The sequence below is a fragment of the Acidimicrobiia bacterium genome (assembly GCA_040902765.1).
Classification (GTDB): domain Bacteria; phylum Actinomycetota; class Acidimicrobiia; order Spongiisociales; family UBA11373; genus DATKBG01.
In genome coordinates, this window is record JBBDWO010000013.1 from 1 (window position 1) to 24,608 (window position 24,608).

General features: G+C 68.6%; 21 protein-coding genes. 11 read left to right on the forward strand and 10 right to left on the reverse strand.

The genetic code is table 11. The features are described 5' to 3' along the window. Positions 1 to 85: 85 nt before the first annotated feature. Both WEA29_04185 and hpt read right to left on the reverse strand, forming a co-directional pair. On the reverse strand, positions 86 to 1,432 hold the full coding sequence (locus WEA29_04185; GenBank protein ID MEX2322952.1) for a phosphoenolpyruvate kinase: 1,347 nt from the start codon (positions 1,430 to 1,432) through the stop codon (positions 86 to 88). Positions 1,433 to 1,437: 5 nt separating this feature from the next. After that, positions 1,438 to 1,962 carry a hypoxanthine phosphoribosyltransferase gene (gene hpt, locus WEA29_04190; protein ID MEX2322953.1) on the reverse strand — a complete coding sequence of 175 codons (525 nt, stop codon included), beginning with the start codon at positions 1,960 to 1,962 and terminating at the stop codon, positions 1,438 to 1,440. A gap of 565 nt (positions 1,963 to 2,527) precedes the next feature. Between hpt and WEA29_04195 the strand changes: the two genes are divergently transcribed. The 3 genes from WEA29_04195 to WEA29_04205 all read left to right on the forward strand — a co-directional run bounded on the left by WEA29_04195 (position 2,528) and on the right by WEA29_04205 (position 7,502). Further along, the gene (locus WEA29_04195) at positions 2,528 to 4,282 is read left to right on the forward strand and encodes an ABC transporter ATP-binding protein (protein MEX2322954.1); all 1,755 of its coding nucleotides are present in this window, start codon (positions 2,528 to 2,530) and stop codon (positions 4,280 to 4,282) included. Further along, on the forward strand, positions 4,279 to 6,051 hold the full coding sequence (locus WEA29_04200; protein MEX2322955.1) for an ABC transporter ATP-binding protein: 1,773 nt from the start codon (positions 4,279 to 4,281) through the stop codon (positions 6,049 to 6,051). Before WEA29_04195 ends, WEA29_04200 begins: the two co-directional genes overlap by 4 nt. 83 nt (positions 6,052 to 6,134) lie before the next feature. Continuing rightward, positions 6,135 to 7,502 carry an 8-oxoguanine deaminase gene (locus WEA29_04205; protein ID MEX2322956.1) on the forward strand — a complete coding sequence of 456 codons (1,368 nt, stop codon included), beginning with the start codon at positions 6,135 to 6,137 and terminating at the stop codon, positions 7,500 to 7,502. Positions 7,503 to 7,630: 128 nt separating this feature from the next. On the opposite strand, the gene WEA29_04210 is transcribed toward WEA29_04205, so the two are convergent. Beyond that, on the reverse strand, positions 7,631 to 8,644 hold the full coding sequence (locus WEA29_04210) for a DMT family transporter (GenBank protein MEX2322957.1): 1,014 nt from the start codon (positions 8,642 to 8,644) through the stop codon (positions 7,631 to 7,633). 127 nt (positions 8,645 to 8,771) lie between these two features. Continuing rightward, positions 8,772 to 9,161, reverse strand: coding sequence for a hypothetical protein (locus tag WEA29_04215; protein MEX2322958.1), 390 nt, complete (start codon positions 9,159 to 9,161; stop codon positions 8,772 to 8,774). Positions 9,162 to 9,348: 187 nt separating this feature from the next. On the opposite strand from WEA29_04215, the gene WEA29_04220 reads away from it, so the two are divergent. The 7 genes from WEA29_04220 (at position 9,349) to WEA29_04250 (ending at position 17,596) form a co-directional block, all read left to right on the forward strand. Continuing rightward, positions 9,349 to 10,149 (forward strand): FAD binding domain-containing protein, encoded by an 801-nt coding sequence (locus tag WEA29_04220; protein ID MEX2322959.1) that lies wholly within the window; start codon positions 9,349 to 9,351, stop codon positions 10,147 to 10,149. Further along, positions 10,146 to 10,601 carry a (2Fe-2S)-binding protein gene (locus WEA29_04225; protein MEX2322960.1) on the forward strand — a complete coding sequence of 152 codons (456 nt, stop codon included), beginning with the start codon at positions 10,146 to 10,148 and terminating at the stop codon, positions 10,599 to 10,601. Before WEA29_04220 ends, WEA29_04225 begins: the two co-directional genes overlap by 4 nt. Before the next feature lie 38 nt (positions 10,602 to 10,639). Then, positions 10,640 to 12,832: a molybdopterin cofactor-binding domain-containing protein gene (locus WEA29_04230; protein MEX2322961.1), complete on the forward strand. Its 2,193-nt coding sequence runs from the start codon at positions 10,640 to 10,642 to the stop codon at positions 12,830 to 12,832. 86 nt (positions 12,833 to 12,918) lie between these two features. Beyond that, positions 12,919 to 14,052 (forward strand): FAD-binding oxidoreductase, encoded by a 1,134-nt coding sequence (locus tag WEA29_04235; GenBank protein MEX2322962.1) that lies wholly within the window; start codon positions 12,919 to 12,921, stop codon positions 14,050 to 14,052. A 109-nt stretch (positions 14,053 to 14,161) separates the two neighbouring features. Beyond that, positions 14,162 to 15,370: an aminotransferase class I/II-fold pyridoxal phosphate-dependent enzyme gene (locus tag WEA29_04240; protein MEX2322963.1), complete on the forward strand. Its 1,209-nt coding sequence runs from the start codon at positions 14,162 to 14,164 to the stop codon at positions 15,368 to 15,370. A 141-nt stretch (positions 15,371 to 15,511) separates the two neighbouring features. After that, entirely contained in the window at positions 15,512 to 16,279 is a 768-nt protein-coding gene (locus WEA29_04245; GenBank protein MEX2322964.1) for a carbon-nitrogen hydrolase family protein, read from the forward strand. 33 nt (positions 16,280 to 16,312) lie between these two features. Beyond that, complete coding sequence (locus tag WEA29_04250; protein ID MEX2322965.1) at positions 16,313 to 17,596, forward strand: PQQ-dependent sugar dehydrogenase; 1,284 nt, start codon at positions 16,313 to 16,315, stop codon at positions 17,594 to 17,596. On the opposite strand, the gene moeB is transcribed toward WEA29_04250, so the two are convergent. From moeB to WEA29_04280, 6 genes are all read right to left on the reverse strand, one after another. Beyond that, complete coding sequence (gene moeB, locus WEA29_04255) at positions 17,593 to 18,675, reverse strand: molybdopterin-synthase adenylyltransferase MoeB (protein ID MEX2322966.1); 1,083 nt, start codon at positions 18,673 to 18,675, stop codon at positions 17,593 to 17,595. The two genes, WEA29_04250 and moeB, sit on opposite strands and share 4 nt — an antisense overlap. Positions 18,676 to 18,695: 20 nt before the next feature. Next, entirely contained in the window at positions 18,696 to 19,085 is a 390-nt protein-coding gene (locus WEA29_04260; protein MEX2322967.1) for a M67 family metallopeptidase, read from the reverse strand. Then, on the reverse strand, positions 19,082 to 20,104 hold the full coding sequence (locus WEA29_04265; GenBank protein MEX2322968.1) for an alcohol dehydrogenase catalytic domain-containing protein: 1,023 nt from the start codon (positions 20,102 to 20,104) through the stop codon (positions 19,082 to 19,084). The genes WEA29_04260 and WEA29_04265 overlap by 4 nt, the downstream gene beginning before the upstream one ends. A gap of 32 nt (positions 20,105 to 20,136) precedes the next feature. Beyond that, on the reverse strand, positions 20,137 to 20,358 hold the full coding sequence (locus WEA29_04270) for a hypothetical protein (protein MEX2322969.1): 222 nt from the start codon (positions 20,356 to 20,358) through the stop codon (positions 20,137 to 20,139). Between the two features lie 28 nt (positions 20,359 to 20,386). After that, positions 20,387 to 21,634, reverse strand: a complete 1,248-nt coding sequence (locus WEA29_04275) for a hypothetical protein (protein MEX2322970.1) — start codon at positions 21,632 to 21,634, stop codon at positions 20,387 to 20,389. A gap of 102 nt (positions 21,635 to 21,736) precedes the next feature. Then, positions 21,737 to 23,065, reverse strand: coding sequence for a PhoH family protein (locus tag WEA29_04280; protein MEX2322971.1), 1,329 nt, complete (start codon positions 23,063 to 23,065; stop codon positions 21,737 to 21,739). Between the two features lie 166 nt (positions 23,066 to 23,231). Between WEA29_04280 and WEA29_04285 the strand changes: the two genes are divergently transcribed. Beyond that, entirely contained in the window at positions 23,232 to 24,236 is a 1,005-nt protein-coding gene (locus WEA29_04285; protein MEX2322972.1) for an NAD(P)H-dependent glycerol-3-phosphate dehydrogenase, read from the forward strand. The last annotated feature ends 372 nt before the right edge of the window (positions 24,237 to 24,608 follow it).

A 24,608-nucleotide genomic window follows, 5' to 3' on the forward strand; every position in this document is an offset into this window, starting at 1 on the left:
ATCTACCGCACCCTCAAACAACACCCCTTGACATAGGAGGACCCTTCGGGGGGAGAGAGTTTGCTGGTCGCCCCCTCGCTACCCGCTACTCGCTACTCCGCCTGTTCTCCAGGATCTTGAGAAAGGACCTCTCGCTCAACTCCTCCTGGGTCACACCCGTCCTGGCGGATGCGTCGTCTTCGCTGATGGCGCCGGAGTTGACGGCCCGGGCGAAGAAGTTGAGCAGGCCCTGACCGGTGGCGGCGTCGTCGAAAACGTCGCCGACGAGTGTGGCCTGGGTCGCCTTTTCGACGAAGTTGTGCAGGCGGTCGGCGGCGGCATCCATGCTCTCCAGGAAGAACGACTGCACCGCGGCGTATCGGGTGACCAGCTGCGCCGGATGCAGATCCCAGCCCTGGAAGTAGCCGTGGTAGAGCGAGTGGCGGATCTCGTCGAAGTGCAGTTTCCACGCCCCGTGCACGGCCTCCCGGTTGGCGGCGATCTGGGTGGCGGTGAGGTCGTCGCCGCGGTGGGTCGGTACCGGCATCACGTTGGTGGCACCGTCCGACAGCCACACACCGGTGCCGGCCAGGGCGACCTGCATGACGCTGCGGGCGAAGTCGCACGACGGGTGGGTCATCCCCTGGTGAGCGGCGGTGATCTGGCACGAGGCGGTGTAGTCGTACACCCCGAAGTGGGCGGCGACGCACCTCGGGCCGGCCGCGGACACCAGGCGGCCCACGTTGACCCGTCCCTCCTCGTCGAAGATGGACCGGGTGATCTCGATCATCAGCTCCGACTTGATGGAACCCTCGGGGAGGCCCACCCGCTCCTCGATGTGGTCGAGCAGGTCGGCGAAGACGAGGGCCTGCTCCACCGACACGATCTTGGGCAGAGTGATGTGGAACCGTTCGGGAATGGTGCCGCCGGTCCGGGAGGCCAGACGGGTGAAGAACAGGTCGGTGGTGCGGATGGCGCGGGCCCGCAGCTCCCGGCTCAGCTGTTTGATCCTGATCCCGATGAACGGCGGGAGCGTTCCGGCCTCCATCCCCGCAGCGACCTCATCAGCCGCGGCGATCGCGGTGGCGTCCTCCTCGTCGTCGGGACGGATGCCGAACCCGTCCTCGAAGTCGATGCGGAAGTCCTCGACCGGCTCACGCTGCAGCTTGTCGACCACCCGCGGGTGCACCTCAGCCATCACCGGATCACCCGGGTCACGACCGAGGGCGGCCGCCAGCATCGCCGCGTCGGATGCGTACTCCTCGAGGGTGGCCATGGCCCGCTCCCCCATCTTCACCGCGGTGTCGGCGCGAAACAGCTGAGCACCGCCGTAGACGGTGTGCACCGGCTGGCGTTCCCCGCTGTCACCGGGGAAGGCAGTCACTGCATCCGGGGCGTCGTCGAGGCGGGAGGCGAAGTCACGCAGCAGCGAGTCGGGGAGCGAGGTCTCCATCACGGTCAGCTCCTGGGGAGGATGCGGATGTCGGGCAGCGTGCGGTGCCGCTCGGCGAAGTCGAGGCCGTAGCCGACCACCCACACGTCGAGGATGTCGAACCCCACGTAGTCGATGGCGACGTCCACTTCGGCGCGGTCCGGCTTGCGCACCAGCGCACACGCCTTGAGCGAGGCCGGCTCGCGGGCGGCGAACAGCCGCTCCAGGTAGGCGAGGGTGTGGCCGGTGTCGACGATGTCTTCGACGATCAGGACGTGCTGACCTCCGATGTCGTGGCGGACGTCCATGATGAGCCGCACCGCGCCAGGGACCTCGCTCTTCTCGTCCCCGTAGGAAGACACCGAGATGAACTCCACCCTATGGGGCACGGTGATGCGGCGGGACAGGTCGCTCAGGAAGATGAAGGATCCCTTGAGAACCCCGACGAGTACCAGCTCGTCGGCGTCGGCGTAGTCCCGGTTGATCTCCTCAGCCAACTCCTCCACCCGCGCCGCGATGGCGTCCCGGTCGATGAGGATCTCAAGTTCCACGGTGCCGAGGCTAGCGAGGCACCAGGGCCCCAGGCCCCAGGCAAGAACCAAGACTCAAGAACCGAGGCGACGCCCGCGCAGTGATCGCCCTCCCCCCTCCCCTGACGGCTCCGCCGCCAGGTACTCCCCCCTTCGGGGGGAGGGACCGCGGAAAGGGGGAGGAACCGCAGAAGGGCCCCTCACGCGGTCCCCTCCCCTGAAGGGGGAGGTGGCAGCGGCCGCAGGCCGATGACGGAGGGGGAGGGCTAACCCGTCGCGAGGCATACAGAGCGTTTGCCCTCCCCCTAGCCCGTCAGGTACCGCCCTTTTCAGGGGGAGAGGGAATCTGGCCATGAGCTATGAGCCATGAGCCATGAGCTCTCTCCCAATTGACACGTCGCGGGGTTCCTGCGAAAGTTGCGCCGCTCCGACGACGGAGCATCAGGAGGCCAGCGATGTTCAGGAACCCGACCACCGCCCGTTGACCCGGCGCGTTCGTCGTACCTGACACGCGGCCCACCGGGCGGCGGGCAGCACTCAGACACCCCCTTCCTTCGGCGCGTCCGCGCCATCTCACAGGAGCCCCATGATCCCGGTCCGCGCCTACTGGCGCCTGCTCAGAACCTATCTCCGCCCCCTGCGAGCCAGGGTGGTCCTCCTATCGATCCTGCTGTTCACCGGGATCGTGTTCCAGGTGATCAACCCGCAGTTCATCCGGGCGTTCATCGACCGCGCTCTCGACGGGGCGCCGGCTGGCGACCTCCTCGGTCTCGCCGCCGCCTTCGTCACCCTCGCCGTCGGCTACCAGGCCCTCAACATCGCCGCCACCTACGTCGCCGAGGGGGTTGGCTGGTCGGCGACCAACGAGATGCGCGCCGACCTGGCGGCGCACCTGCTCGACCTGGACATGTCGTTCCACAAGACGATGACGCCGGGAGAGCTGATCGAACGGGTCGACGGCGACGTCACCACGCTGTCCAACTTCTTCTCCAAGTTCGTCATCCACGTGGCTGGCAACCTGGTGCTCATCGTCGCCGTGGTCGCCCTCCTGTGGCGTGAGCACGTGCTCATCGGGGCCAGCATGACCGGCTTCGCCGTGGTCGCCCTCATCGGCATGGTGCGGCTCCAGGCGATCGCCATCCCCTGGTGGCAGTCGGTGCGGGGCAAGCGGGCCGAGTTCTTCGGATTCCTCGGCGAACAGCTCGGCGGCACGGAGGACATCCGAGCCAACGGTGCCGTGCCCTACATGATGCATCGCTTCACCCTGATCCACCGCCAGTGGCTACCGCTCGAGGTGCGGGGCCGCATGGGCTTCGGTCTGCTGTGGGCGACGTCCATAGCGGTCTACATCGCCGGCATCGCCCTGGTGTTCGGTGTGGGCACGCGCCTGCTCGTCGAAGGAGCCATCACCGTCGGCTCGGTGTACCTGGTCTATCACTACATGGAGATGATCCGTCATCCCATCGAGCAGATCCGGACCCAGATGGAGGACCTGCAGAAGGCCGGTGCCGGGATCAACCGGGTGCAGGAGCTGTTTGCCGCCACGACGGCGCTCCCCGAAGACGGCACCAAGCGCCTACACGAGGGACCGCTGTCCGTCGACGTCGACGGCGTGGAGTTCGCCTATCGGGACGACGACGCCAACGGCGAGGTGGTCCTCCAGGACCTCGACCTCCGGGTGGCCGAGGGCCGGGTCGTCGGCATCCTGGGCCGCACCGGCTCGGGGAAGTCGACCCTAGCCCGACTCCTGACCCGGCTCTACGACCCCACGGCGGGCGAAGTGCGGGTGGGTGGAATCGACCTGCGTCGGGTGGACCGCACCGATCGGCGGCGGCGCATCGCCATGGTGACCCAGGAGGTCCAGCTCTTTCGCGCCACGGTGCGGGAGAACCTGACCTTCTTCGACGATCGTATCGACGACAGCCGCTTGTGGGCGGTGCTTGCCGACCTCGGCATCGACGGATGGGTCAGAGGGCTGCCCGAGGGACTCGACACGATGCTGGAGTCGGGTTCGGGCGGTCTGTCTGCAGGACAGGCGCAGTTGCTCGCCTTCGCCCGGGTCTTTCTCGGTGAACCGGGGCTGGTGATCCTCGACGAGGCGTCCTCGCGGCTCGACCCCGCCACCGAGGTACTCATCGAGCGCGCCGTCACCAAGCTCCTCACTCACCGCACCGGCCTGATCATCGCCCACCGGCTGGCCACTGTGGAGCGCGCCGACGACATCCTCATCCTCGAGAGGGGACGCATCGTCGAGTTCGGGGAGCGTTCCACGCTCGCCGCCGACCCGCAGTCACGCTTCAGCACCCTGCTGCGCACCGGAATGGAGGATCTGCTCGCATGACAGACCGCCGAGTACCCACCGCCCGCCTCGGCAAGGGCCTCATCGGCTATCGCAAAGGCCGCTACGTCTCCAACGTGCTGCTCTGGGGAACGATGTGGCTGATGCCGCTGATCATGGCGCTGATCATCCGCGCCTTCTTCGACCGCGTCGCCGAGGGCACCGGTGCCGGGATCAACGTGGCCACCCTGGTCGCCCTGGTGATCGCCTACGGAGTCGCCCGTGTCTCCGTGATGTTCCTCGGCATGTGGAACGACATCCAACTCATGTTCCGAGTCGGCACCCTGCTGCGACGCAACATGTTGGAGCGGATCTTCGAGCTCCCGGGGGCGCAGTCGATCCAGGAGTCACCGGGTGAGGCGATCAGCCGGTTCCGCGACGACGTCGACGAGAACGTGGAGTCGTTCTCGTGGACCGTCGACATGATCGGGCTCGCAGTTTTCGCCGCGGTCTCGCTGAGCATCCTGATCTCGGTCAACGGGCAGTTCACCCTGTTCGTGTTCGCGCCCACGCTGGTCGTCGTGTACCTGGCGGCGCTCCTGCGCCATCGCATCAAGCGCTACCGAGAGGCCGCCCGCCAGGCGACCGGGCGGATCACCGAGGCGCTCGGGGAGACGTTCGCCTCGGTACAGGCGATCAAGGTCGCCGGCGCCGAGGAGTCGATGATCGCCCACTTCCGTCGGCTCAACGATCACCGACGCACCCAGCAGGTGAAGGACGCGACGCTGCACGCCGTGCTCGAGTCGCTGTTCTGGAACACGCTCAACATCGGCACCGGCATCATCCTCGTGGTCGGGGCGGCGGCGATGAGCACCGGCGAGTTCACCGTCGGTGAGTTCGCCATGTTCGTGTTCTTCCTCGACCTGGTCACCGACGCCGCCTTCTTCCTCGGCCTGTTCATCGCCCGCTATCAGCAGGCGTCGGTGTCGTTCAAGCGGATGCTCGATCTGATGGGCGACGCCGATCCGATGCGTCTCGTCGAGCGCAAGCGGCTCGGCCTCCGCGGGGAGTTGGCGGAACCCGATGTGGTGCCAGCGCACCTGTCGCCGCTGCGCGAGCTGGCGATCCGCAACCTGAACTTCCGGTACCCGGGGACGGGCGAAGGCATCGAGGACGTGTCGTTCACCGTGCCCGCCGGTTCGTTCACGGTGATCACCGGACGCGTCGGTGCCGGAAAGACCACCCTGCTGCGGGCGATCCTCGGCTTGGTGAAGGCGGACTCGGGGGAGATCCTGTGGAACGGCGAAGAGGTCGAAGACCCGGCGTCGTTCTTCATCCCGCCGCGCTCGGCGTACACGCCGCAGGTGCCGCGCCTGTTCTCGATGAGTCTGCTCGACAACCTGCTGATGGGCAGGCGTGACCCGGAACAGATCGTCGAGGAGGCGGTGCGCTCGGCGGTGATGAGCACCGATGTGGAGGGGATGCTGGAGGGGCTGGGGACGATGGTCGGTCCGCTGGGCGTCCGCCTTTCCGGCGGCCAGGTGCAGCGGTCGGCGACGGCGCGCATGTTCGTGCGCCGCCCGGACCTGCTCGTGTTCGACGACGTGTCGAGCGCCCTCGACGTGGAGACCGAACGCCAGCTGTGGGAGATGCTGTTCCGTGACCGGGCCGGGGTGACCAGCCTGGTGGTCTCCCACCGCCACCCGGCACTGCAGCGCGCCGACCAGACCGTCGTCATGGAGCACGGCCGGGTCGCCGCGATAGGCGTCCTCAGCGACCTGCTGGAGACCAGCCCCGAGTTCCGCTCCCTGTGGCAGGAAGAAGACGCCTAACGATGCTCAACGCCGTCGTCTTGCGTTGAGCGTTGAGCGTTATGCGTCCTTCTCGCTACGCGGCGGGCGGTAGCCTCGCCAGCATGTCGACTCTCCTGGTCCGCAACGCCGAGATGCTCGTCACCATGGACGGGGGTCGCCGCGAGATACCGGACGGTGGGCTGTTCGCTCGCGATGGGGTGATCGAAGCCGTTGGGACCACGGCCGAGCTGCCCACCACCGCCGACCGGGTGGTCGACGCCTCTGACATGCTGGTGCTCCCCGGGCTGGTCAACACTCACCACCACTTCGTGCAGACGCTCACCCGGACCGTCCCGGATGCCCAGTCGGCGAAGCTGTTCGACTGGCTGACGACGCTCTACCCGATCTGGGCGCGCCTCACCCCCGACGACGTCCGCATCGCCACCACCCTCGCCCTGCTCGAACTCGCCAAGTCGGGATGCACCACCGCGTTCGACCATCAGTACCTGTGGCCCAACGGATCGACCATCGACGACCAGATCACCGGTGCCGCCCCGGTGGGGATCAGGTTCCACGCTTCCCGCGGTTCCATGTCTCTCAGCGAGAAGGACGGCGGGTTGCCCCCGGACTCGGTGGTCCAGGAGGCCGGCTTCATCCTCGACGCCACGCAGGCGGCCATCGAACGCCATCATGACCCCAACCCCGGGGCACTGACCCGCATCGTCGTGGCACCGTGCTCGCCGTTTACGGTGACCGAGGATCTGATGGTGGAGTCGGCGGCGCTCGCCCGCGACCGCGGCGTCCGGCTGCACACCCACCTCGCCGAGACCGCCGACGAGGAGGCGCACACGATCGAGCGCTTCGGCAAGCGGCCGGTCGATTACGCCGCCGACCTCGGGTGGCTGGGCGACGATGTCTGGTACGCCCATGCCGTGTTCATCGACGAGGCGGAGACCGAACGCATGGCGGCGACCGGGACCGGCGTCGCCCATTGTCCGTCGTCGAACATGCGGCTCGCCTCGGGCATCGCACCGGTGGCACGCTTCGTCGAAGCCGCGGTGCCCGTGGGGATCGGCGTCGACGGCTCGGCGAGCAACGACGGCTCCAACCTCCTCGCCGAGACGAGGCAGGCGCTGTTACTGGCGCGTCTGGGTGTCTCCCCCGGCATCGGGAGCGGCCCGCAGATGTCGGCGCGGACCGCGCTCGAGCTGGCCACCATCGGCGGAGCCGCCGTACTGGGGCGCGACGACATCGGAGCCCTGGAAGCAGGGCGAATGGCCGACCTGTTCACGCTCGACCTGAACCGAATCGAGTACTCGGGGGCCCACGATCCGGTGGCGGCGGCGGTCATGTGTCATCCCGCACCGGCGCACACGGTGATCGTCGGCGGCAAGCCGGTCGTAGAGGACTACCACCATGTCACCCTCGATGAGGGTGAGGTCGTGACGAGGCACCGGGCTGCCGCCCGGCGCCTCGTCGACGGTGACTAGGGGACCGCCGTGCCGAACGAGCCGCCCCCAAGGGGGTGCGCGAATAGGCTCGCCCCGGGATCAGGTTTCGGCTTGTGGCAAGCCGAAACCTGATGAAGCCAGCGACCTATTCGCGCACCCCCCAAACGTCAGTGGCCGTGACGATGATGCAGGTCGGGTACGTGCGGATGTCGATGTTCGGCCGCGAGATGCGCATGGTGGTGGGTGTGGCGGCCCAACACGGCCGGCTCGTGATCGTGGGTGTGGTGCTCGTCGTGGTCGTGGTCGTGGGAGTGTGACATCGGTTGGTGGACATGGCGATGGTCGTGGTGGCTGCGGAGCACGAAAGCGACGCCGCAAGCGGCGAGAAGGAAAGCGGCGAGCTCTCGGACCGACGCCGGATCGGAGAAGATGGTCCAAGCGACGATTGCTCCCACGAACGGGGCGGCGGCGAATACCACCTGACCGCGCGCCGCACCGAGCTCGCGGGCTCCCGACACCCACAACGTGATCGAAGCGCCGTACCCGAAAGCGCCGATGACGAGAGCCCACATGACGGGGGCGAGCGGCAAGCCGCCGCCAGCGACGAGGCCGATGATCAGGTTCGTCCCGCCAGCGATCACGCCCTTGGCGAGCGTGATATGGCTGGGACCGATCTGGTCGATGACCGCAGTAGCACTGTTGTCGATGGCCCAGCAGAGGCAAGCTGCGGCGATGCTAAGCGCACCCATGCGCAGGTCTGGGCCGCCACCCCATGTGAGGGCCGCGGTCCCGGCGGCGACAAGCAGGGTGCCGGCGATGACGTGGCGCCCGATGTACTCGCGGAACACGACACCGGCGACGATCGTGGTGAACACCAGTTCGAGGTTCAGCACGAGCGACGCGGTTGCGGCCGGGACGAGACCGAGGCCGATGGCGAGTAGTACCGGCCCGACCGCACCTCCGAGCACTACCGCCAGGGTGAGATTGGGGAGTGACGTCCTAACGGCGGCGCGGGTAACCCGGGTTCGGCCGGCTACCGGGGCAACCGCCAGCGCCGCGCCGAGGTACAGGAGCCCGGCGAGGCTGAATGCGTTGAGGTGTTCGGTGAGTCTGGATGCCGCTGGCGCCGAAATGCCAAACAGGATCGCGGCGACACCGCAGCGTATGACCCCGACGGTCACGAGTGGGTGACGCTCTCGGTCAGGTCGATCAGGCGGCTCTCCACGGCGATTGACTGTAGGCCGCGGGCCCAACGACACTAGGCACCGGGCTGCCGCCCGGCGACTCGTCGACGGCGATTAGTCGCTTCTAGGCGTCGTCGTCGCCCTGGCCGGCCCACGGGGGCTTGCCGTCACCGGGCTGCCAGCCCTCTGCGTCGTCGCGGGTCCACCGGGGACCTTCGCCGTCGTCATCCCCTTCTTCATCGCCCTCGTCCTCGCCGTTCGCCCACGGCGGCTTGCCGTCGCCGGGCTGCCAGCCTTCGGCGTCGTCGCGCAGCCAGCGAGCGTTCGACCACGGGGGAGGACCCTCATCGCCCGGCAACCAGCCCTCTGCGTCTTCGCGGAGCCAGCGCGGACCCTCGCCGTCGTCATCGCCGGATCCGAGTACCCACGACGTGGCGGTGCGCGTCCAGGGCGGACCGGCGCCGTCGTCGGACTCGGTGGTCTCAGACTCATCGGCGAGTGCGAGGCCGCCCACGGTGAGGGCCAGAAGGGTGGCGGCGGCGACCGTCAGAACCTTCGGTTGGATCGGATCATGGCTTTGCTCCTTCGGCCAGCCCCAACAGGGTTCTGATCGGCAGGCTATGCGTGAAACTGAAACAAGCACGAAACGGCAGTGCGGGTCGCCGGACGACGCCTGCCACCCTTCCTATCCTGAGCGGTTCATGCGGATGATCATCCCCCGCTCGCTGGACGAGGCCGTCGAGGCCGCAGCCGCCCATCCGGAGGCGACGATCCTCGCCGGGGGCACCGACCTCATGGTGTCGGCCAACCTCCACGGACTCCGGCCGGAGGCCGTCATCGGGGTCCGTCGGGTCCCGGAACTCGCCGAGTGGGAGGGTCGGTTCATCGGTGCGGGAGTCACCTACGCCAGGATGGAGCGCGGCCCCATCGCCGCCCTGGCACAGGCTGCCCGCACCGTCGGCTCGCCGCAGATCCGCAATGCGGGAACCCTGGGGGGCAACCTGGGCACTGCGAGTCCCGCCGGCGACGCCCTCCCCATTCTCGCCGCCCTCGACGCCGACATCGTGCTGCGTGCGGCCGGTGGGGAGCGAAGCGTGCGCTGGGACGACTTCATCGTGGGGCCGAAGAAGAACTCCCGGGAGCCCGGTGAACTGATCATCGGTGCCCGCCTCCCAGACGACATCCCGGACCGACAGGCGTTCGCCAAGATCGGCTTTCGCAATGCCATGGTGATCGCCGTGGCTTCGTGCTGTCTGTTCCGAGCTGAGGACGGGGCGACGACCGTGGCGCTCGGCTCCGTGGGGCCGACGCCGATGAGACCCCGCGCCGCAGAGGCCATGATCTCGGCGGAGCGATCACCCACCCCTGCCGCCCTCGCCGAGTTCCAGCGGCTCGTTTCGGAGGAAGTCTCTCCGATCACCGATCACCGATCCACCGAGGCGTACCGCCGGACCGCGGCCGGCGTTCTCGCCCGTCGACTCCTGGAGAGGGTGCTCGGATGATCCACCTCACCGTCAACGGCGACCCCCACAGCGCCGAGCCGGGTCCCGCCGAGAGCCTGCTCTCCATGCTGCGTAATCGGCTCGGTCTCGCCGGGTCCAAGGACGCCTGCGAGCAGGGCGAGTGCGGGTCCTGTTCGGTGATCCTGGACGGGGAGCTCGTCTGCTCATGCCTGGTGTTGGCGGCCGACACCGACGGGTCCGAGATACGCACCGTCGAGGGCATCGCCGACGGTGACGACCTCAGCCGGGTGCAGGAGGCCCTGCTGGCCGAGGGCGGCGTCCAATGTGGGTTCTGCACCCCGGGTTTCGTCGTCGCTGCCACCCACCTGCTGGACACGAACCCCGATCCCAGCGACGACGACGTCCGAGAGGCGCTGGCGGGCAACATCTGCCGGTGCACCGGCTACGGCGGGATCATGCGGGCCCTGACCGCCCTGCGGGAGGACTCGTGACCATCACCCGACCGAACCGGGTCGCCGGCGGCGTCGGGATGTCGGCGCCTCGGCCCGACGGCACGCCGAAGGTGCGGGGCGAGTTCGCCTTCTCGTCAGACCTGTCCGCCGAGGGCATGCTCTGGGGGACCACCGTGCGCAGCCCGCACGCCCGGGCGCGCATCGACCGGCTCGACACCGCCGCTGCCCTCGCCATCCCTGGCGTTCGCGCCGTGCTCACCATCGACGACGTCCCCGGGCGCCGCCTCTTCGGTCTCGAGCATCCCGATCAACCGGTGCTCGCCGAAGGCGAGGCCCGGTTCTGGGGCGAGCCGGTGGCGGTGGTCGCCGCCGACGACCGGGAGACGGCGCGGCGCGGCGCTGATGCGGTCGTGGTCGACTACACCGAACTCGAGCCGTTCACCGACCCGACCGTTGCCGAGGACCGCGGTGAGACCTTCCGGGTGTTCGACATCACCCATGGCGACGCCACCGGCACCGTGGTGGTGGAGGGCTATTACGAGACGGGCATGCAGGACCAGGCCCCCCTGGGGACCGAGTCGGGCCTCGCCATCCCTGACGGCGAGGGCGGCGTCGACCTGCACATCTCGACCCAGTGGCTCCACGCCGACCACGAACAGGTGGTGGCCAGCCTCGGCCTGGAACCCCACCAGGTGCGTCTCCACATGGCGGGCATCGGTGGCGCCTTCGGGGCCAGGGAGGACCTGAGCCTCCAGGTCCACCTCTGCCTGCTCGCCCTTCACACGGGGCGTCCCGTGAAGATGGTGTACGACCGCTCCGAGTCGTTCGTGGGGCACGTTCACCGGCATCCGGCCCGTATGTGGTACCGGCACGAGGCCGAACCCGACGGCACCCTGCGACGGGTTGAGGCGAAGATCATCCTCGACGGTGGCGCCTACGCCTCCACCAGCTCGGCGGTCCTCGCCAACTCGGCGTATTTCGCCGTGGGTCCGTATCGCTGCGATGCGGTTCGCGTGCACGCCGTGGCGGCCCGGACCAATAACCCGCCCTGCGGAGCCATGCGCGGCTTCGGCGCCGTGCAGTCCTGCTTCGGATACGAGTCGCAGATGGACCGGCTCGCCGACGCGCTCGGGATGGACCCGATCGAGCTCCGGCTCAAGAATGCCCTGGCGCCCGGCGACCGCCTTCCGACCACGGGGCAGCTCATCGAGGGGAGCATGCCGGTACGGGAGGTGATCGAGACCCTGCGCGCCATGCCGCTGCCGGCGGACGAGACCTCCGGCGACCCCCGGCGGCTCCCCGGCGGCACCGGTAACACCACGCCGGCGTCGGCTGTCGTCCGTGGCGTCGGTTTCGCCGTCGGCATCAAGAACCTCGCCTTCTCCGAAGGATTCGATGACTACGCCGAGGTCCGCGCCAGCCTGGGGCCAGACGGTCTCACCATCCACACCGCCGCCGCCGAGGTCGGGCAGGGCCTGGTGACCGTTCTGGAGCAGATCGGCCGGTCCGCCACCGGCGTCGAGACCGTCCGGGTGGTCTGGGACACCACCGCGCAGATCGGCTCGGCGGGGTCGTCGTCGGCGTCCCGCCAGTCGCAGATGAGTGGCGGGGCCGCCCTGAGCGCCTGCGAGGCGGTCCTCGCCGAGGCGCTGCGTCGGGGCGCCGGCGACCGTCTCGACGACGCCGGCGTGTGGCGGGGCGACGAACTCGTGACCAGTCTCGCCGACCTCACCGCCGACGGCCCGATCGAACAGCTCGAGCGGTTCCGACACCCCCGGACCCATCCCCCGGATGAGCACGGCCGTGGCGATGTCCATGCCGGATATGCGGTGGCCGCCCATCGGGCGGTCGTCAACGTCGATCCCGAGCTCGGCCTGATACGGGTCGTCCATGTCGACACCGCCCAGGACGTCGGGAAGGCGCTCAACCCGCAGGCTGTGATCGGCCAGATCGAAGGCGGCATCATGCAGGGAGTGGGCCTGGCCGTGATGGAGGAGATGATCCTGCGCGACGGCCAGGTCGCCAACGCCTCGTTCACCGACTACCTCCTGCCCACCTTCGCCGATGCACCCACGGTGGAAGCAGCCATGATCGAGGACCCGGATCACTGGGGTCCCTTCGGGGCGAAGGGCGTCGGCGAGCCACCGACGATCTCATCCACCCCCGCCATCGTCGCCGCCATTCGTGCCGCCACCGGCGCCGCCCTCACCCGGGTGCCGGTGAGGGCAGAAGACATCGCGAGCCAGTGGTCAGTGGCCAGCGACCAGTGAGGAGACGCGTAACGCTCACCGCTCAACGCAGGAGGTGCCTTGCGTTGAGCGTTGAACGTTGAGCGTTGAGCGTGAAGCGTTCACCCATGCAACGGATCGCAATCATCGGCGGAGGCATCGCCGGGGCTTCGGCGGCGTACGAGATGGCGGGACGGGCGGAGGTCGTGCTCCTCGAGGGTGAGGCCGTGTGCGGGCACCACACCACCGGTCGATCGGCCGCCCTCTACACCGAGTGCTACGGCGATCGGGTGATCCGGGCGCTCGCCGGCGCCGGGCGACCGCTATTGGAGAACCCGCCGGATCGCTTCACCGAGGTACCACTGGTCACGCCGATGCCGATGATCCTGGTCGGCACCCACGACCAGCGGGACCACCTAGACCGGGACCTCGCCGAGTACCGGACGATGGTCCCGACGGTGCGGGCGCTGACCGGTGCGGAAGTCGTGGCGCTCTGCCCTGCGATGGACGGCAATGTCATCGTCGGCGGGATCTACGAGCCGGAGGCACGCAGCATCGACGTCCACGCCCTCCATTCGGGCTTCCTGCGAGGGGCACGGAACCGGGGTGCCGGGATCCGGGTCTCGGCGGTTGTCACGGCGATCGATCGGACACTCCGGGGATGGGAGATCGCCACGGCAGCAGGAGACACGATCACCGCCGACGTAGTCGTGAACGCGGCTGGCGCCTGGTGCGACGAAGTGGCCCGACTCGCCGGAGTGGAGCCGATTGGTCTGCAGCCACTCCGACGAACCGTATTCACCTTCCGCCCGCCAGGTGGACTCGCTCACCGGTCGTGGCCGATGATCCTCGACGTCGGCGAGCGGTACTACTTCCGACCCGAGGGGGACCGCCTCCTCGGTTCCCCGGGCGACGAGACCCCGATGGACGCCTGTGATGTCCGCCACGACGAAGTCGATGTGGCCATCGGCATCGAACGCATCGAAGCGGTGACCACCCTGGCCATCCGGTCGATCGACAGCGCCTGGGCAGGACTCCGCTCGTTCGTCGCCGACCGGCGCCCCGTCAACGGCTGGGACACTGCCTCCCCGGGCTTCTACTGGTTGGCGGGTCAGGGCGGCTCGGGCATCAAGACCTCACCGGCGATGGCTCGGCTCGCCGCCGGGCTGATCCTCGACGGTGTGCCGCCAATCGATCTCGTGGAGCGGGGGATCACCGAGGCTGCCCTCTCCCCCGCCCGGCTGAGTTCGACGGGCGAGTGACCAACGGGGGTAATCTCGGCTCGGCTGCAGCCGCGCCGAGATCTACATAGGAGCCCAGGTGACGCCAGCCAGCGAAGGGGAGGGGATCAACCCGCATCCCGAGAGCCTCATGTCCACTCACGGGTACCGACCTGAGTGGTCGCAGGGATCGTCGGTTCCGCCGATCTTCCAGACCTCGACTTTCGTGTTCTCGTCGGCAGCGGAAGGCAAGCGCTGCTTCGAGCTCGCCTACGGCCTCAGCGACGCGGAACCCGGCGAGGATCCCCACCTCATCTATTCCCGGCTCAACAACCCGAACCTCGAGATCGCAGAGGGACGACTCGCCCTCTGGGACGGCGCCGAAGCCACCGCACTGTTCTCCAGCGGCATGGCGGCCATCACGACGACCCTGTGGACGCTGCTGCGTCCAGGAGACTGCGTGGCGGTGAGCAGCCCCATCTACGGCGGCACCCATCACTTCGTCGAAACGGTGCTGCCCGCCTTCGGCGTTGAGCCGGTCCGATTCGCCCCCGACACCGACGCCGACACCCTGACCGACCTGATCACCGCCACAGGGCGGCCACTCGGGATGATCCTGCTGGAGTCCCCGGCGAATCCGACCAACGATCTGTTCGACATCGAGATGTGCGCCTCGGTAGCGGCCCGGCTTTCCACACCGGATCGGCGCGTCCCGGTTGCCGTCGACAACACGTTCCTCGGCCCCGTGTTCCAAAGACCCCTGGATCACGGCGCTGACCTGGTCATCTACTCGGCCACCAAGTACCTCGGCGGCCACGGCGACCTGATCGCCGGAGCGGTCTCCGGGGACCGAGAATTGCTCGGCGAGATCAGGGCGATGCGAATCTTCGCCGGCAATATGGCCGACCCGTTCACCGCATGGCTCCTGCTACGCAGCCTGCCCACGCTCAGGATGCGCATGGAGCACCAGGCGACCAACGCCCGTCGCGTTGCCGACTTCCTGCGGGGCCACCCCCGGGTGCGCAGCGTCAACTACCTGGGACACCTGGACCCGGGTGACCCGCGGCACGACCTCTACAAGCGCCAATGCCTGGGCGCCGGGGGGATGATCTCGTTCGAGGTGGACGGTGGAGAGGCGGAGGCGTACCGATTCCTCGATGCGCTGCGCCTGTTCAAACTGGCGGTCAGCCTCGGATCGGTCGACTCCCTCGCCGAACATCCCTGCACCATGACCCACTGCGAAGCGGGCAAGGAAGCGAACGCCCGCATCGGCATCACCGAATCGATGGTGCGAATGAGCGTCGGCGTCGAGCACCCGGACGATCTGATCGCGGACCTGAGGCAGGCGTTGGACGCGTAGCCCGACCCGGGCGATCTGATAGCGGATCTGGGGCAGGCCTATACGCGTAACGCTCAACGCTCAACGCAAGACGTCGGCCGCGGCTTTGCGTTGAGCGTTGAGCGTTGAGCGTCCGCCGCGGCGCCTACCCTCCACACCCTCATGCGCGTCACCGTTTGTGAACTCCCGGGCGATCCGGATCGGCTCGAGGAGGGCTGGGCCGGTCTCGTCTCTCATGTGACCGCTGAAGGCAGCGATCTGGTGGTACTCCCCGAGATGCCCTTCTCTCGCTGGCTGGCTGCCACGAAGGACGTGGAACCGGCGGAGTGGGACGCTGCAGCCGCCGCCCATGCGGCCTGGGTGGGTCGGTTCGGCGAGTTGGGCGGAGCCGCCATCGCCAGCTCGAGTCCGGTAGTGCGCTACGGCAAGCGGCTCAACGAGGCTTTCGTGTGGGATGACGGGGACTACCGGATCGCCCACGACAAGTACTACCTCCCCGATGAGGACTTCTACTGGGAGGCGACCTGGTACGAGCGAGGGGACGGCAGCTTCGATGTCATCGACGCCGCCGGAGAAACCGCCGGGTTCCTCGTGTGCTCGGAACTGTGGTTCCCCGACCGAGCCCGCGCCTATGGCCGGGCTGGCGCGTCGATCATCGCCGCGCCGAGAGCAACCCCGTGGTCCAGCCGGGAGCGATGGCTGGTGGCCGGTCGCCATGTCGCCATCAGCGCCGGCGCCTTCTGCCTGTCGTCCAATCGGAGCGGAGACGATCCGAGTGGTCTCACGTGGGCTGGTCTCGGCTGGGTGATCGACCCGGAGGGCGTTGTCCTCGCCGAGACCTCCGCGGATCAGCCCTATGTGACCGTCGACATCGACCCGGCACTCGCTTCAGCGGCCCGATCCACCTACCCCCGCTACATCCCGGAGTAGGGGTACCGGATCGCCGGCCGTAGCCTGTCCGGGATGAGACACTTCACGGGCCTCGTCGCTTGCGCCGCCGCGGCGGTCGCCATCGCCGCCTGCACGGCCGAGCCGACATCGAGCGACAGCACGACGACCACCCTCCTCCCGACAACGACCGTGCCGACCACCACCACGGTGCCAGACGACCCGCCGACGACAACCACCGAGCCAATCAGTGGTCCCCTTGACGACATAACGATCCAGCTCGAAACCGTGGGCACTGGCTTTCAACAACCCATCCTCACGCTCGGAAGAGAGGGCGACGATCACCTCTTCGTCGTTGATCAGGGCGGCCGGATCCTTGCCATCCACTGGCTCGGACCGGGTCACGGGACCACCTTCCCGTACTTTTCCGTTCTCGACCTCTCGTCGCAGGTCGTCTTCTCCGGCGAGCGCGGCCTGCTCGGAGCCGCCTTTCATCCCGACGATCCCACCCGTCTCTTCGTCCACTACAGCCGCGTCGGCGACGGCGCCACCGTGGTCGAGGAGTATCGGGTGCCGGTCCCATTCTTCCCTACGGCTGCCGAGGACCTCAACCAGCTGACCAAGACCCTGCTGGTGATCCCCCAACCGGCGCGCAACCACAACGGCGGCTCGATCGAGTTCGGCCCCGACGGCTTTCTGTACATCGCCCTCGGTGACGGCGGCGGTGGCGGTGACCCGTTCCGTACCGGTCAGAATGCGGGAGCCCTGCTCGGGTCCATCCTCCGGATCGACGTCGACGGCGACCCGTACGCCATCCCCGCCGACAACCCGTTCGCAGACGGCAGCGCAGGGGCCCCGGAAGTCTGGGCCTACGGGCTGCGCAACCCGTGGCGGATCTCCTTCGACGGCGACGACCTGTGGGTGGGCGACGTCGGCCAGGGCGACTGGGAGGAGATCAACCGGGTCTCGTTCAGCGATGCCTTCGGGGCCAATTTCGGGTGGTCGGTGATGGAGGGGACCCACTGCTTCGGGGGACCGGCATCGCTGTGCGACGACAACGACTTCATCACCCCCGTGTTCGAGTACACGATCCGCGGCGTGTCTCGGTGCGCCGTCATAGGCGGGTACGTCTACCGCGGCGCCGCCTTCCCCGATCTCACCGGTGTGTACCTGTACGCCGACTACTGCACCGGGGAACTGTTCGGCCTGAGGCTCGACGACAACGGAACCGTCGTAGAACAGGGCACGCTCATCCAGATCGACGAACAAATTACCTCGCTCGGAACGGATGCGGCCGGGGAACTGTTCGTCCTCACCAGCGGCGGAACTGTGTACCTGGTGACTGCCACCGCGCCCTAGCGCGAGCCACAGACCTCACAGTCGGGCATGCGCTCGTACGCCAGGATCGTGCTCTCCTGAGCCAGCCCGTCGTAGACCAGCACCCGCCCCACCAGCGGCTCGCCCACCCCGAGCAGCAGTTTGAGCACCTCGGTGGCCTGTATCGCCCCGACGACACCCACGACCGGCCCGGAGACGCCGGCGTCGGCGCACACCGGCTCCCCGGCACCCGAGGCATCGGGGAACAGGCAGCAGTAGCAGGGGCCGTCCGGCGGGGAGAACACGGTCACCCGGCCCTCCCAGCGATACACCGAGCCGTGCACCAGCGGCACCCCTCGAGACACCGACGCCGCGTTGAGGGCCAGGCGGGCGGCCGGATCGTCGGTGGCGTCGACCACTACATCCCAGCCGGCGACGAGGTCGCCGGCGTTCTCATCGGTGAGTCGTCCCTGGTACCCCTCGACCCGGACGTCCGGGTTCAGATCCGAGACCGCCATCGCCGCCGAACGAACCTTCGACATGCCCACCCGAGGGGTGGTGTGAGCCACCTGCCGATGAAGGTTGGTGACTTCCACGGCGTCGTCGTCGACGATGCCCAGCGTGCCCACGCCGGCACCGGCGAGGTAGAGGACCACCGGAGAACCCAGTCCACCGGCACCGACGACGAGCACCCGGGCGGAGGCGAGGCGCTGCTGGCCGTCCTCGCCGACACCGGGCAGGATCACCTGGCGGGCATACCGCCCGTCGGACTCCGTCGTCGCGGGTGCGATGGGATGCCCCTCTGCCCCCCAGGCCACGATCCCACCGGCCATGGAGGCGATGTCCGTGTACCCCTGCTCGCCGAGCCACTTGGTCACGAAGAGTGACCGCTTGCCGGTGGCGCAGTAGACGACGATCTGCCGGTCCAGGTCGGGAGCCACCTCGCTCATTCGGGCGGGAACCTGATCCTGTGGCACCAGCACCGCACCGGGGATCACCCCGGTGGCGAACTCGAACGGCTCCCGGATGTCGAGCAGGAGCGCTCCCGACCCGGATGCCTGCGCCGGGGTCACCTCGGCGCCGCTGGCCCGGAGGCCTTCGAGGATGTCTTGGGGATCCACGCCGCGAGCGTACCGTGCGCTCAGACCTGCACCTCGTCGGCGGCATCGTCGGCGATCCGCCAGCCCCGAACCTCGGGTGTCCTCGCCCCCAGCCCGACGATCACGTGGATCCACTCGTGGTCGGTCGGCGCCCTGAGATCGATCGGCGACGGAGTCGCCGGGCCCCGCGGGTGCGAGTGGTACACGCCGCCGATCCTCCACCCCCGAGACTCGGCGTCGACGATGGCGGCGTGATGGTCGTCGGGATCGAGGGTGAAGGCGGTCGCCGGGGTCTCCGCTGCATTTCGAGTCGGGTAGGCGCGAACCATTCTGCCCACACCGTCCATGGCGATGAGTCCACAGGCCTCCAGCGGAGCGTCGGCGAGGGCGTGGGCGAGGAGCTGGCGCCGCCACGGCGCCGGATCCGTCACGGCCGGATCACGGTGCGAATGTCGTCGCCGAACCGCTCCAGCTCGTCGAGTGCCGCGTTGACCGCGCCCGCCTCGAGCGGCACCGACGCGGTCACCGCACCGGTCAGGTCGAGCGTCCCCGCCGCCGCCATGTCGAGCAGTTCGGCGATCTCGGCCTCGAGGTGATCGGAGGCTCCCACGATCTCGGCCTCCCTGAGTACCAGGTCGCGGAACGGGTCCACACCGAACTCGCGATGGGTGATGCCGACGGCGACCGCCCGACCGAACCGGGCCAGCGAACCCACGGCGCGGCGCATCACTTCGGCGTCGCCGACCAGTTCGAGGGCGACGTCCACGCCGCCACCGGTCGCCTCCCGGATCTGCCCGACGGGGTCCTCGGTGGCGTCGACCGGGATGGCGCCGAGTTCCGCGGCGTGGCGGAGCTTGGTCGGGTTGATGTCAACCGCGTAGATCTCGGCGGCGCCGAGGGCCGATGCCAGGAGGATCGCCGAGGTGCCCAGCCCACCGGCGCCGAAGACCGCCACCCGGTCCCCCGGCCCCAATCGACCCTTGCGCAGGGCGTGGAGACTGGTGGCGGTCGAGCACATCATGATCGCGGCGATCTCGGTCGCCACCCCGTCGGGAACGACATGAGCGTTCCTCGCAGGAATGACGACGAAGTCGGCGTATCCGCCGGGGCGATCGAGTCCGACCATCGCTCCGGTCTCACAGAACTGTTCCGCGCCGCGGACACACCATTCGCACCGGCCGCAAGAGACCAGGTAGTGCAGGCACACCCGTCGGCCTTCGAGGTCCTCGTCGACGCCGGAGCCGACTGCGACCACCCGCCCGGCGACCTCGTGGCCCGGGATGAGGGGAAGGCCCGGCACGGCACGGGTACCGGCCCGGTAATGCACGTCCGATCGACAGATCCCGGTCGCCTCGACGGCGATCACCACGTCATCGTCAGAAGGCGTCGGATCGGGGAGGTCGGCCCCGACGAGGGGACTGCCGAGCGCTTCGATCTGCAGGGCACGCACGCCCGCAGCCTAGGAATCCGCTCGGTCGGCGTTCAGACGGCCGGGTTGGGCGGGTCGAGCTTGAGCGTGTAGCCCTTCACGAGCAGGCCGAGCGAAGCGAGGGCGGTCATCCGCGGCGCCAGGATGACACCGGCCAGCGCCGCACCAGCGACGTGGATGAGGCGCAGATGCAGGAAAGGCTGGCCCTTGGTGCTCCGCACCGTGAGCGTCCGGCCCGACAGGCCCGAGAAGAAGCTTGAGATATTGTCGTTCACGAGCCGAAGGCTAGCCGGGGTCGGAGTACTACCGGCGCTCGACCAGCAGGCTGGCCACGAAGACCGTCTGCGCGGCCAGGGCGATCACGCCGGCGACGGCGAGACCCACCGATGCCGAGATGGTGACGGTGACCGGGATGATGGCGCCGATCACCCAGGCGAGCTGAAACAGGGTCTCCGAGCGGGTGAAGGCAGCCCCCCGCCTGTCCGGGTGCACCTTCGCCTGGAGCAGTCCGTCGAAGGCGAACTTGGCTGTACCCCAGGCCAATCCGGCTGCCCCGGCGAGGGCGGCGGCGGCAGGCAACCCGAAGAACTGACCGGCGATGAATGCTGCTGCCGCCTCGATGGCCAGGGCGGCCACCACCATCGGCTCCTCGTGGAGGAACCGCTCGAGCAGCGGACTCAGCGCAGATGCGAGCCCGTAGCCGAGGCCGGCAGCGGCGATGAGCGCTCCAAAGTCGAGGAGACCGGCCTCGGCGTCGCGGAAAGCGAAGGCGAGGAGCAGGATGAGAAAGCCGTTGAGCAACCGCACCACCGCGGTCGCCAGACGGGACAGGCGAAGGGACCGCGGCGGCGTCGCCGGGAACAGGTCATCGAGCGCCTCCCCCTCGGCGACATCTGGCCGCCGGGGGTTTGGCAGTCCGAGGCTGAGATAGGCGGACAGCCCGAAGAAGAAGGCAGCCAGCAGCAGCCCCAATGCCGGGTCGATGCGCACCACGGCAGCACCGATCGGGAGGATGAGGGCCCCCGAGTAGATGGCCACCCGCGCCAGGAACGCATTGGCGCTCACCAGGGCGATCGGCTGGGCGAGGGCCACCGGGAGCAGGCTCGCCTTGCCGATCCCGAACAGCCGGGAGAACACGAGCATGGCGAACGCCAGGGGGAAGAGCCAGAGGGTGGTGAGTCCCATCATCATGACGACGGCGACCACCGACCGCAAGGAGGCCGACAGGGTCATCGTTGCTCGGTAGACCCCGGGAAACCGGGAGAACACCCCACCGAGCACCGGGGCGACGATGGCGAACGGGGCAATGGTCAGCCCCAGGTAGAGGGCAACACTCGCTCGAGCCTCACTCGATGGGACGCCGAAGAAGAGCGTGCTCGCCAGGGCCAGAGCCACCAGGGTGTCCCCCGCCGCGTTGGCCGACCACGACAGGGCCAACTGCTTGAACGCCGGACCGTTCCGGCTGAACGAAGCGTCGACCCGCAGCATCGCAGCCCGAGCCGTCCGCCGGGCTGCACCGGGCAGCGGACGGCGGGGAATCGGCTCGCTCATGCCGCGGAGGTTACAAGAGGAGCCAAGAACGCCGAACGCTCAACGCTGAACGCAAGAACAACAGATCGGGAGCCGAGCGTTGAGCGTTGAGCGTTGAGCGTTCTACAGCACCGCTGCGGCGAGCTCGGCGAGGGGGCTGCGCACGGTCTTCTCGAGGGTGACATGGCCGAACATGTCGTGGCCCTTCATCTTCTCGATGAGGGCGGCGGCGCCTCCGAACGGGGAGACATACGGATTGTCCACCTGACCGAAGTCGCCGCACAGCACCACCTTGGCGTCTGGTCCGATGCGGGTGAGGATCACCTTGAGCGTCGACAGCTCCAGGTTCTGCGCCTCGTCGATGACCACAAACTCCCCGGTGATCGACCGACCCCGGAGATAGGTGATGGCCGCCATCTCGAGGGCGTCGCGCTCGATCAACTCCTCCAGCGCCGACCGCGCCGCCAGCGGTCCGCCGTCGGAGAACAGGGCGAACAGGTTGTCGTGAACCGCCGCCATCCACGGTGCCAGCTTCTCGTCGAGATCACCGGGGAGGTACCCCACCTCCTGACGCCCCACCGCGATCAACGGGCGATAGACCGACACCTTCCGATAGCGACCCGCTTCAAGCACCTGCTCGAGACCGGCGGCGAGGGCGAGGAACGTCTTGCCGGTCCCCGGCGGCCCCATGATGGAGACGGCAGGGATCGACGGGTTGAGGAGCAGTTCCATGGCGAACGCCTGTCGCACGTTCTTCGACTCCACCCCGAACACCCGCCGGTTGCCGGGTACCCGCACGGCCACCGGGCCGTGATCGATGTCGATCACCTGCCCCAGCGCCGACTGAGAACCCGGCCCGCGCAGCACGACGAACTGGTTGACGATCAGGTCGTCGTGGCCGTCGAGGGTGACCTTCCCCTCGGAGTAGAGGCGGTCGACGGTGTCGGCGTCACAGGTGATGTCCACCACGCCCGAATACGACTCGTCGACCGCCACCGTGTCGGCCCGATAGTCCTGGACTTCCAGGCCCAACTGGGCCCCCTTGATCCTCAGGGCGGCGTCCTTGGTCACCAGCACCGCCGCACTCCCCCCATCGCACAGCTCTAGGCAGGTCGACAGGATGCGGTGATCCGGTGTCGACGGATCGAACACCTCTGGCAGTCGCGGCGAGTGGATACCGTTGATCTCGATCCGAAGGGTCCCGCCCCCGGGCAAGGGGGCCGGTTTCGACAGCCCCCCGGGTAGCGAGGCGCCGTACTCCTCGAGCAGCCTGATGGAGCGACGGGCGTTGGTCCCGACCTCGTCCATCAGCGTCTTCTTGCGGTCCAGTTCCTCGATCACCACGAGTGGCAGCACCACGTCGTGCTCTTCGAAACGGAGGAGTGCCGTCGGATCGGCGAGGAGTACGCAGGTGTCGAGGAGGTATGTGCGTCGCTCGCCGGTGACCACCACGTACGCAAGGCTGGCCGGTGAGCCACCGAAGGTCAAGGACCGAGACAACGCCTAACGCCCAACGCTCAACGCAAGACGCGCTCCGGCGTTGAGCGTTGAGCGTTGAGCTCTCCCCCGGAGTCCCCTGAACCTGACTCTCTACCCGCTACTCCGGTAGCGTCTCTTCATGCGTGTAGCCGTCATCGGTGCCGGGTCGTGGGGGACGACCGTCGCCATCCTCGCCGCCCCCTCGGCGGAGGTGCGCCTGTGGGCGCGGCGACCCGACCTCGCCGAGGCGATCAATGCGGAACGCGCCAACCCGGACTACCTCGAGGGTGAACGGCTCCCCGAAGCCGTGACCGCCACCTCCGATCTCGCCACGGCGCTCGATGGAGCCGACATCGTCGTAATGGCCGTACCTTCACACGGTTTCCGTGCCGTACTCGAGGAGGCAGCCCCGTTCATCGCCGCTGATGCGCCCATCGTGAGCCTCACCAAGGGCATCGAAGCCGACACCCTGATGCGGATGACCGAGGTGGTCGCCGACGTTCTCGACCACGACCCGACGCGGGTCGGGGTGCTCACCGGACCGAATCTCGCCGACGAGATCGTCGCCGGTCAGCCCGCGCTCGCCGTCGTGGCCTTTACCGACCTCGCCGTGGCCACCGAGGTCCAGTCGCTCTTCATGGGGCCGCGGTTCCGTGTGTACACCAACCCCGACGTCGTCGGTGCCGAGTCGGCCGGGGCGCTCAAGAACGTGATGGCGATCGCCGCCGGCATGGCCCATGGCCTGGGCTACGGGGACAACTCAAAGGCGGCGCTGGTGACCAGGGCTCTCGCCGAGCTCACCCGGCTCGGAGTCGTGCTCGGCGGCCAGCCTCTCACCTTCGCCGGGCTCGCCGGGATGGGCGACCTCGTCGCCACCTGCTTCAGCGACCGCAGCCGCAACCGACGCGTTGGCGTCGGCCTCGGCAAGGGACGAACCCTCGAGGAGATCATCGCCGAGATGCACATGGTCGCCGAGGGTGTGCGCACCACGGAAGCGGTCCTGGCCCTGGCCGAATGCCACGGCGTCGAGATGCCGATCGCCGAGACGGTCGGCCGCGTCCTCTATCAGGGAGAGAAGCCCGCCGACCTGGTCCACGGCCTGATGACCCGAGAACCCCGCGCCGAGATGCATGGGATCGCCTGAGCTCGGCCGTTCTGCCGGGCAGTACCAAGTACCAAGAGCCCTAGCGGATCGGTGTAGCGAGGAACCCTTTCTCCCCCCGAAGGGGGGAGTCCCGCAGGGAGCGCAGCGACCGGCGGGGAGGGGGGAGGGCCAACGCTACGCAGGCCTCGCGACGCGTCTGGCCTCCCCCTCCGTCATCGGCCTTCGGCCGCTGCCACCTCCCCCTACAGGGGAGGGAACCGCGTGACGAGGTCCCTTTGCGGTCCCTCCCCCCTAAGGGGGGAGTACCGCCGGGAGCGAAGCGAGCGGCGGGGAGGGGGGAGGGCGAACGCTACGCAGGCCTCGCGACGGGTCTGGCCTCCCCCTCCGTCATCGGCCTTCGGCCGCTGCCAC

Coding starts and splice junctions, on each gene's coding strand:
- WEA29_04185 (MEX2322952.1), bottom strand. CDS start 1,432: ATGGAGACCTCGCTCCCCGACTCGCTGCTGCGTGACTTCGCCTCCCGC.
- WEA29_04195 (MEX2322954.1), top strand. CDS start 2,528: ATGATCCCGGTCCGCGCCTACTGGCGCCTGCTCAGAACCTATCTCCGC.
- WEA29_04200 (MEX2322955.1), top strand. CDS start 4,279: ATGACAGACCGCCGAGTACCCACCGCCCGCCTCGGCAAGGGCCTCATC.
- WEA29_04205 (MEX2322956.1), top strand. CDS start 6,135: ATGTCGACTCTCCTGGTCCGCAACGCCGAGATGCTCGTCACCATGGAC.
- WEA29_04220 (MEX2322959.1), top strand. CDS start 9,349: ATGCGGATGATCATCCCCCGCTCGCTGGACGAGGCCGTCGAGGCCGCA.
- WEA29_04225 (MEX2322960.1), top strand. CDS start 10,146: ATGATCCACCTCACCGTCAACGGCGACCCCCACAGCGCCGAGCCGGGT.
- WEA29_04230 (MEX2322961.1), top strand. CDS start 10,640: ATGTCGGCGCCTCGGCCCGACGGCACGCCGAAGGTGCGGGGCGAGTTC.
- WEA29_04235 (MEX2322962.1), top strand. CDS start 12,919: ATGCAACGGATCGCAATCATCGGCGGAGGCATCGCCGGGGCTTCGGCG.
- WEA29_04240 (MEX2322963.1), top strand. CDS start 14,162: ATGTCCACTCACGGGTACCGACCTGAGTGGTCGCAGGGATCGTCGGTT.
- WEA29_04245 (MEX2322964.1), top strand. CDS start 15,512: ATGCGCGTCACCGTTTGTGAACTCCCGGGCGATCCGGATCGGCTCGAG.
- WEA29_04250 (MEX2322965.1), top strand. CDS start 16,313: ATGAGACACTTCACGGGCCTCGTCGCTTGCGCCGCCGCGGCGGTCGCC.
- WEA29_04275 (MEX2322970.1), bottom strand. CDS start 21,634: ATGAGCGAGCCGATTCCCCGCCGTCCGCTGCCCGGTGCAGCCCGGCGG.
- WEA29_04285 (MEX2322972.1), top strand. CDS start 23,232: ATGCGTGTAGCCGTCATCGGTGCCGGGTCGTGGGGGACGACCGTCGCC.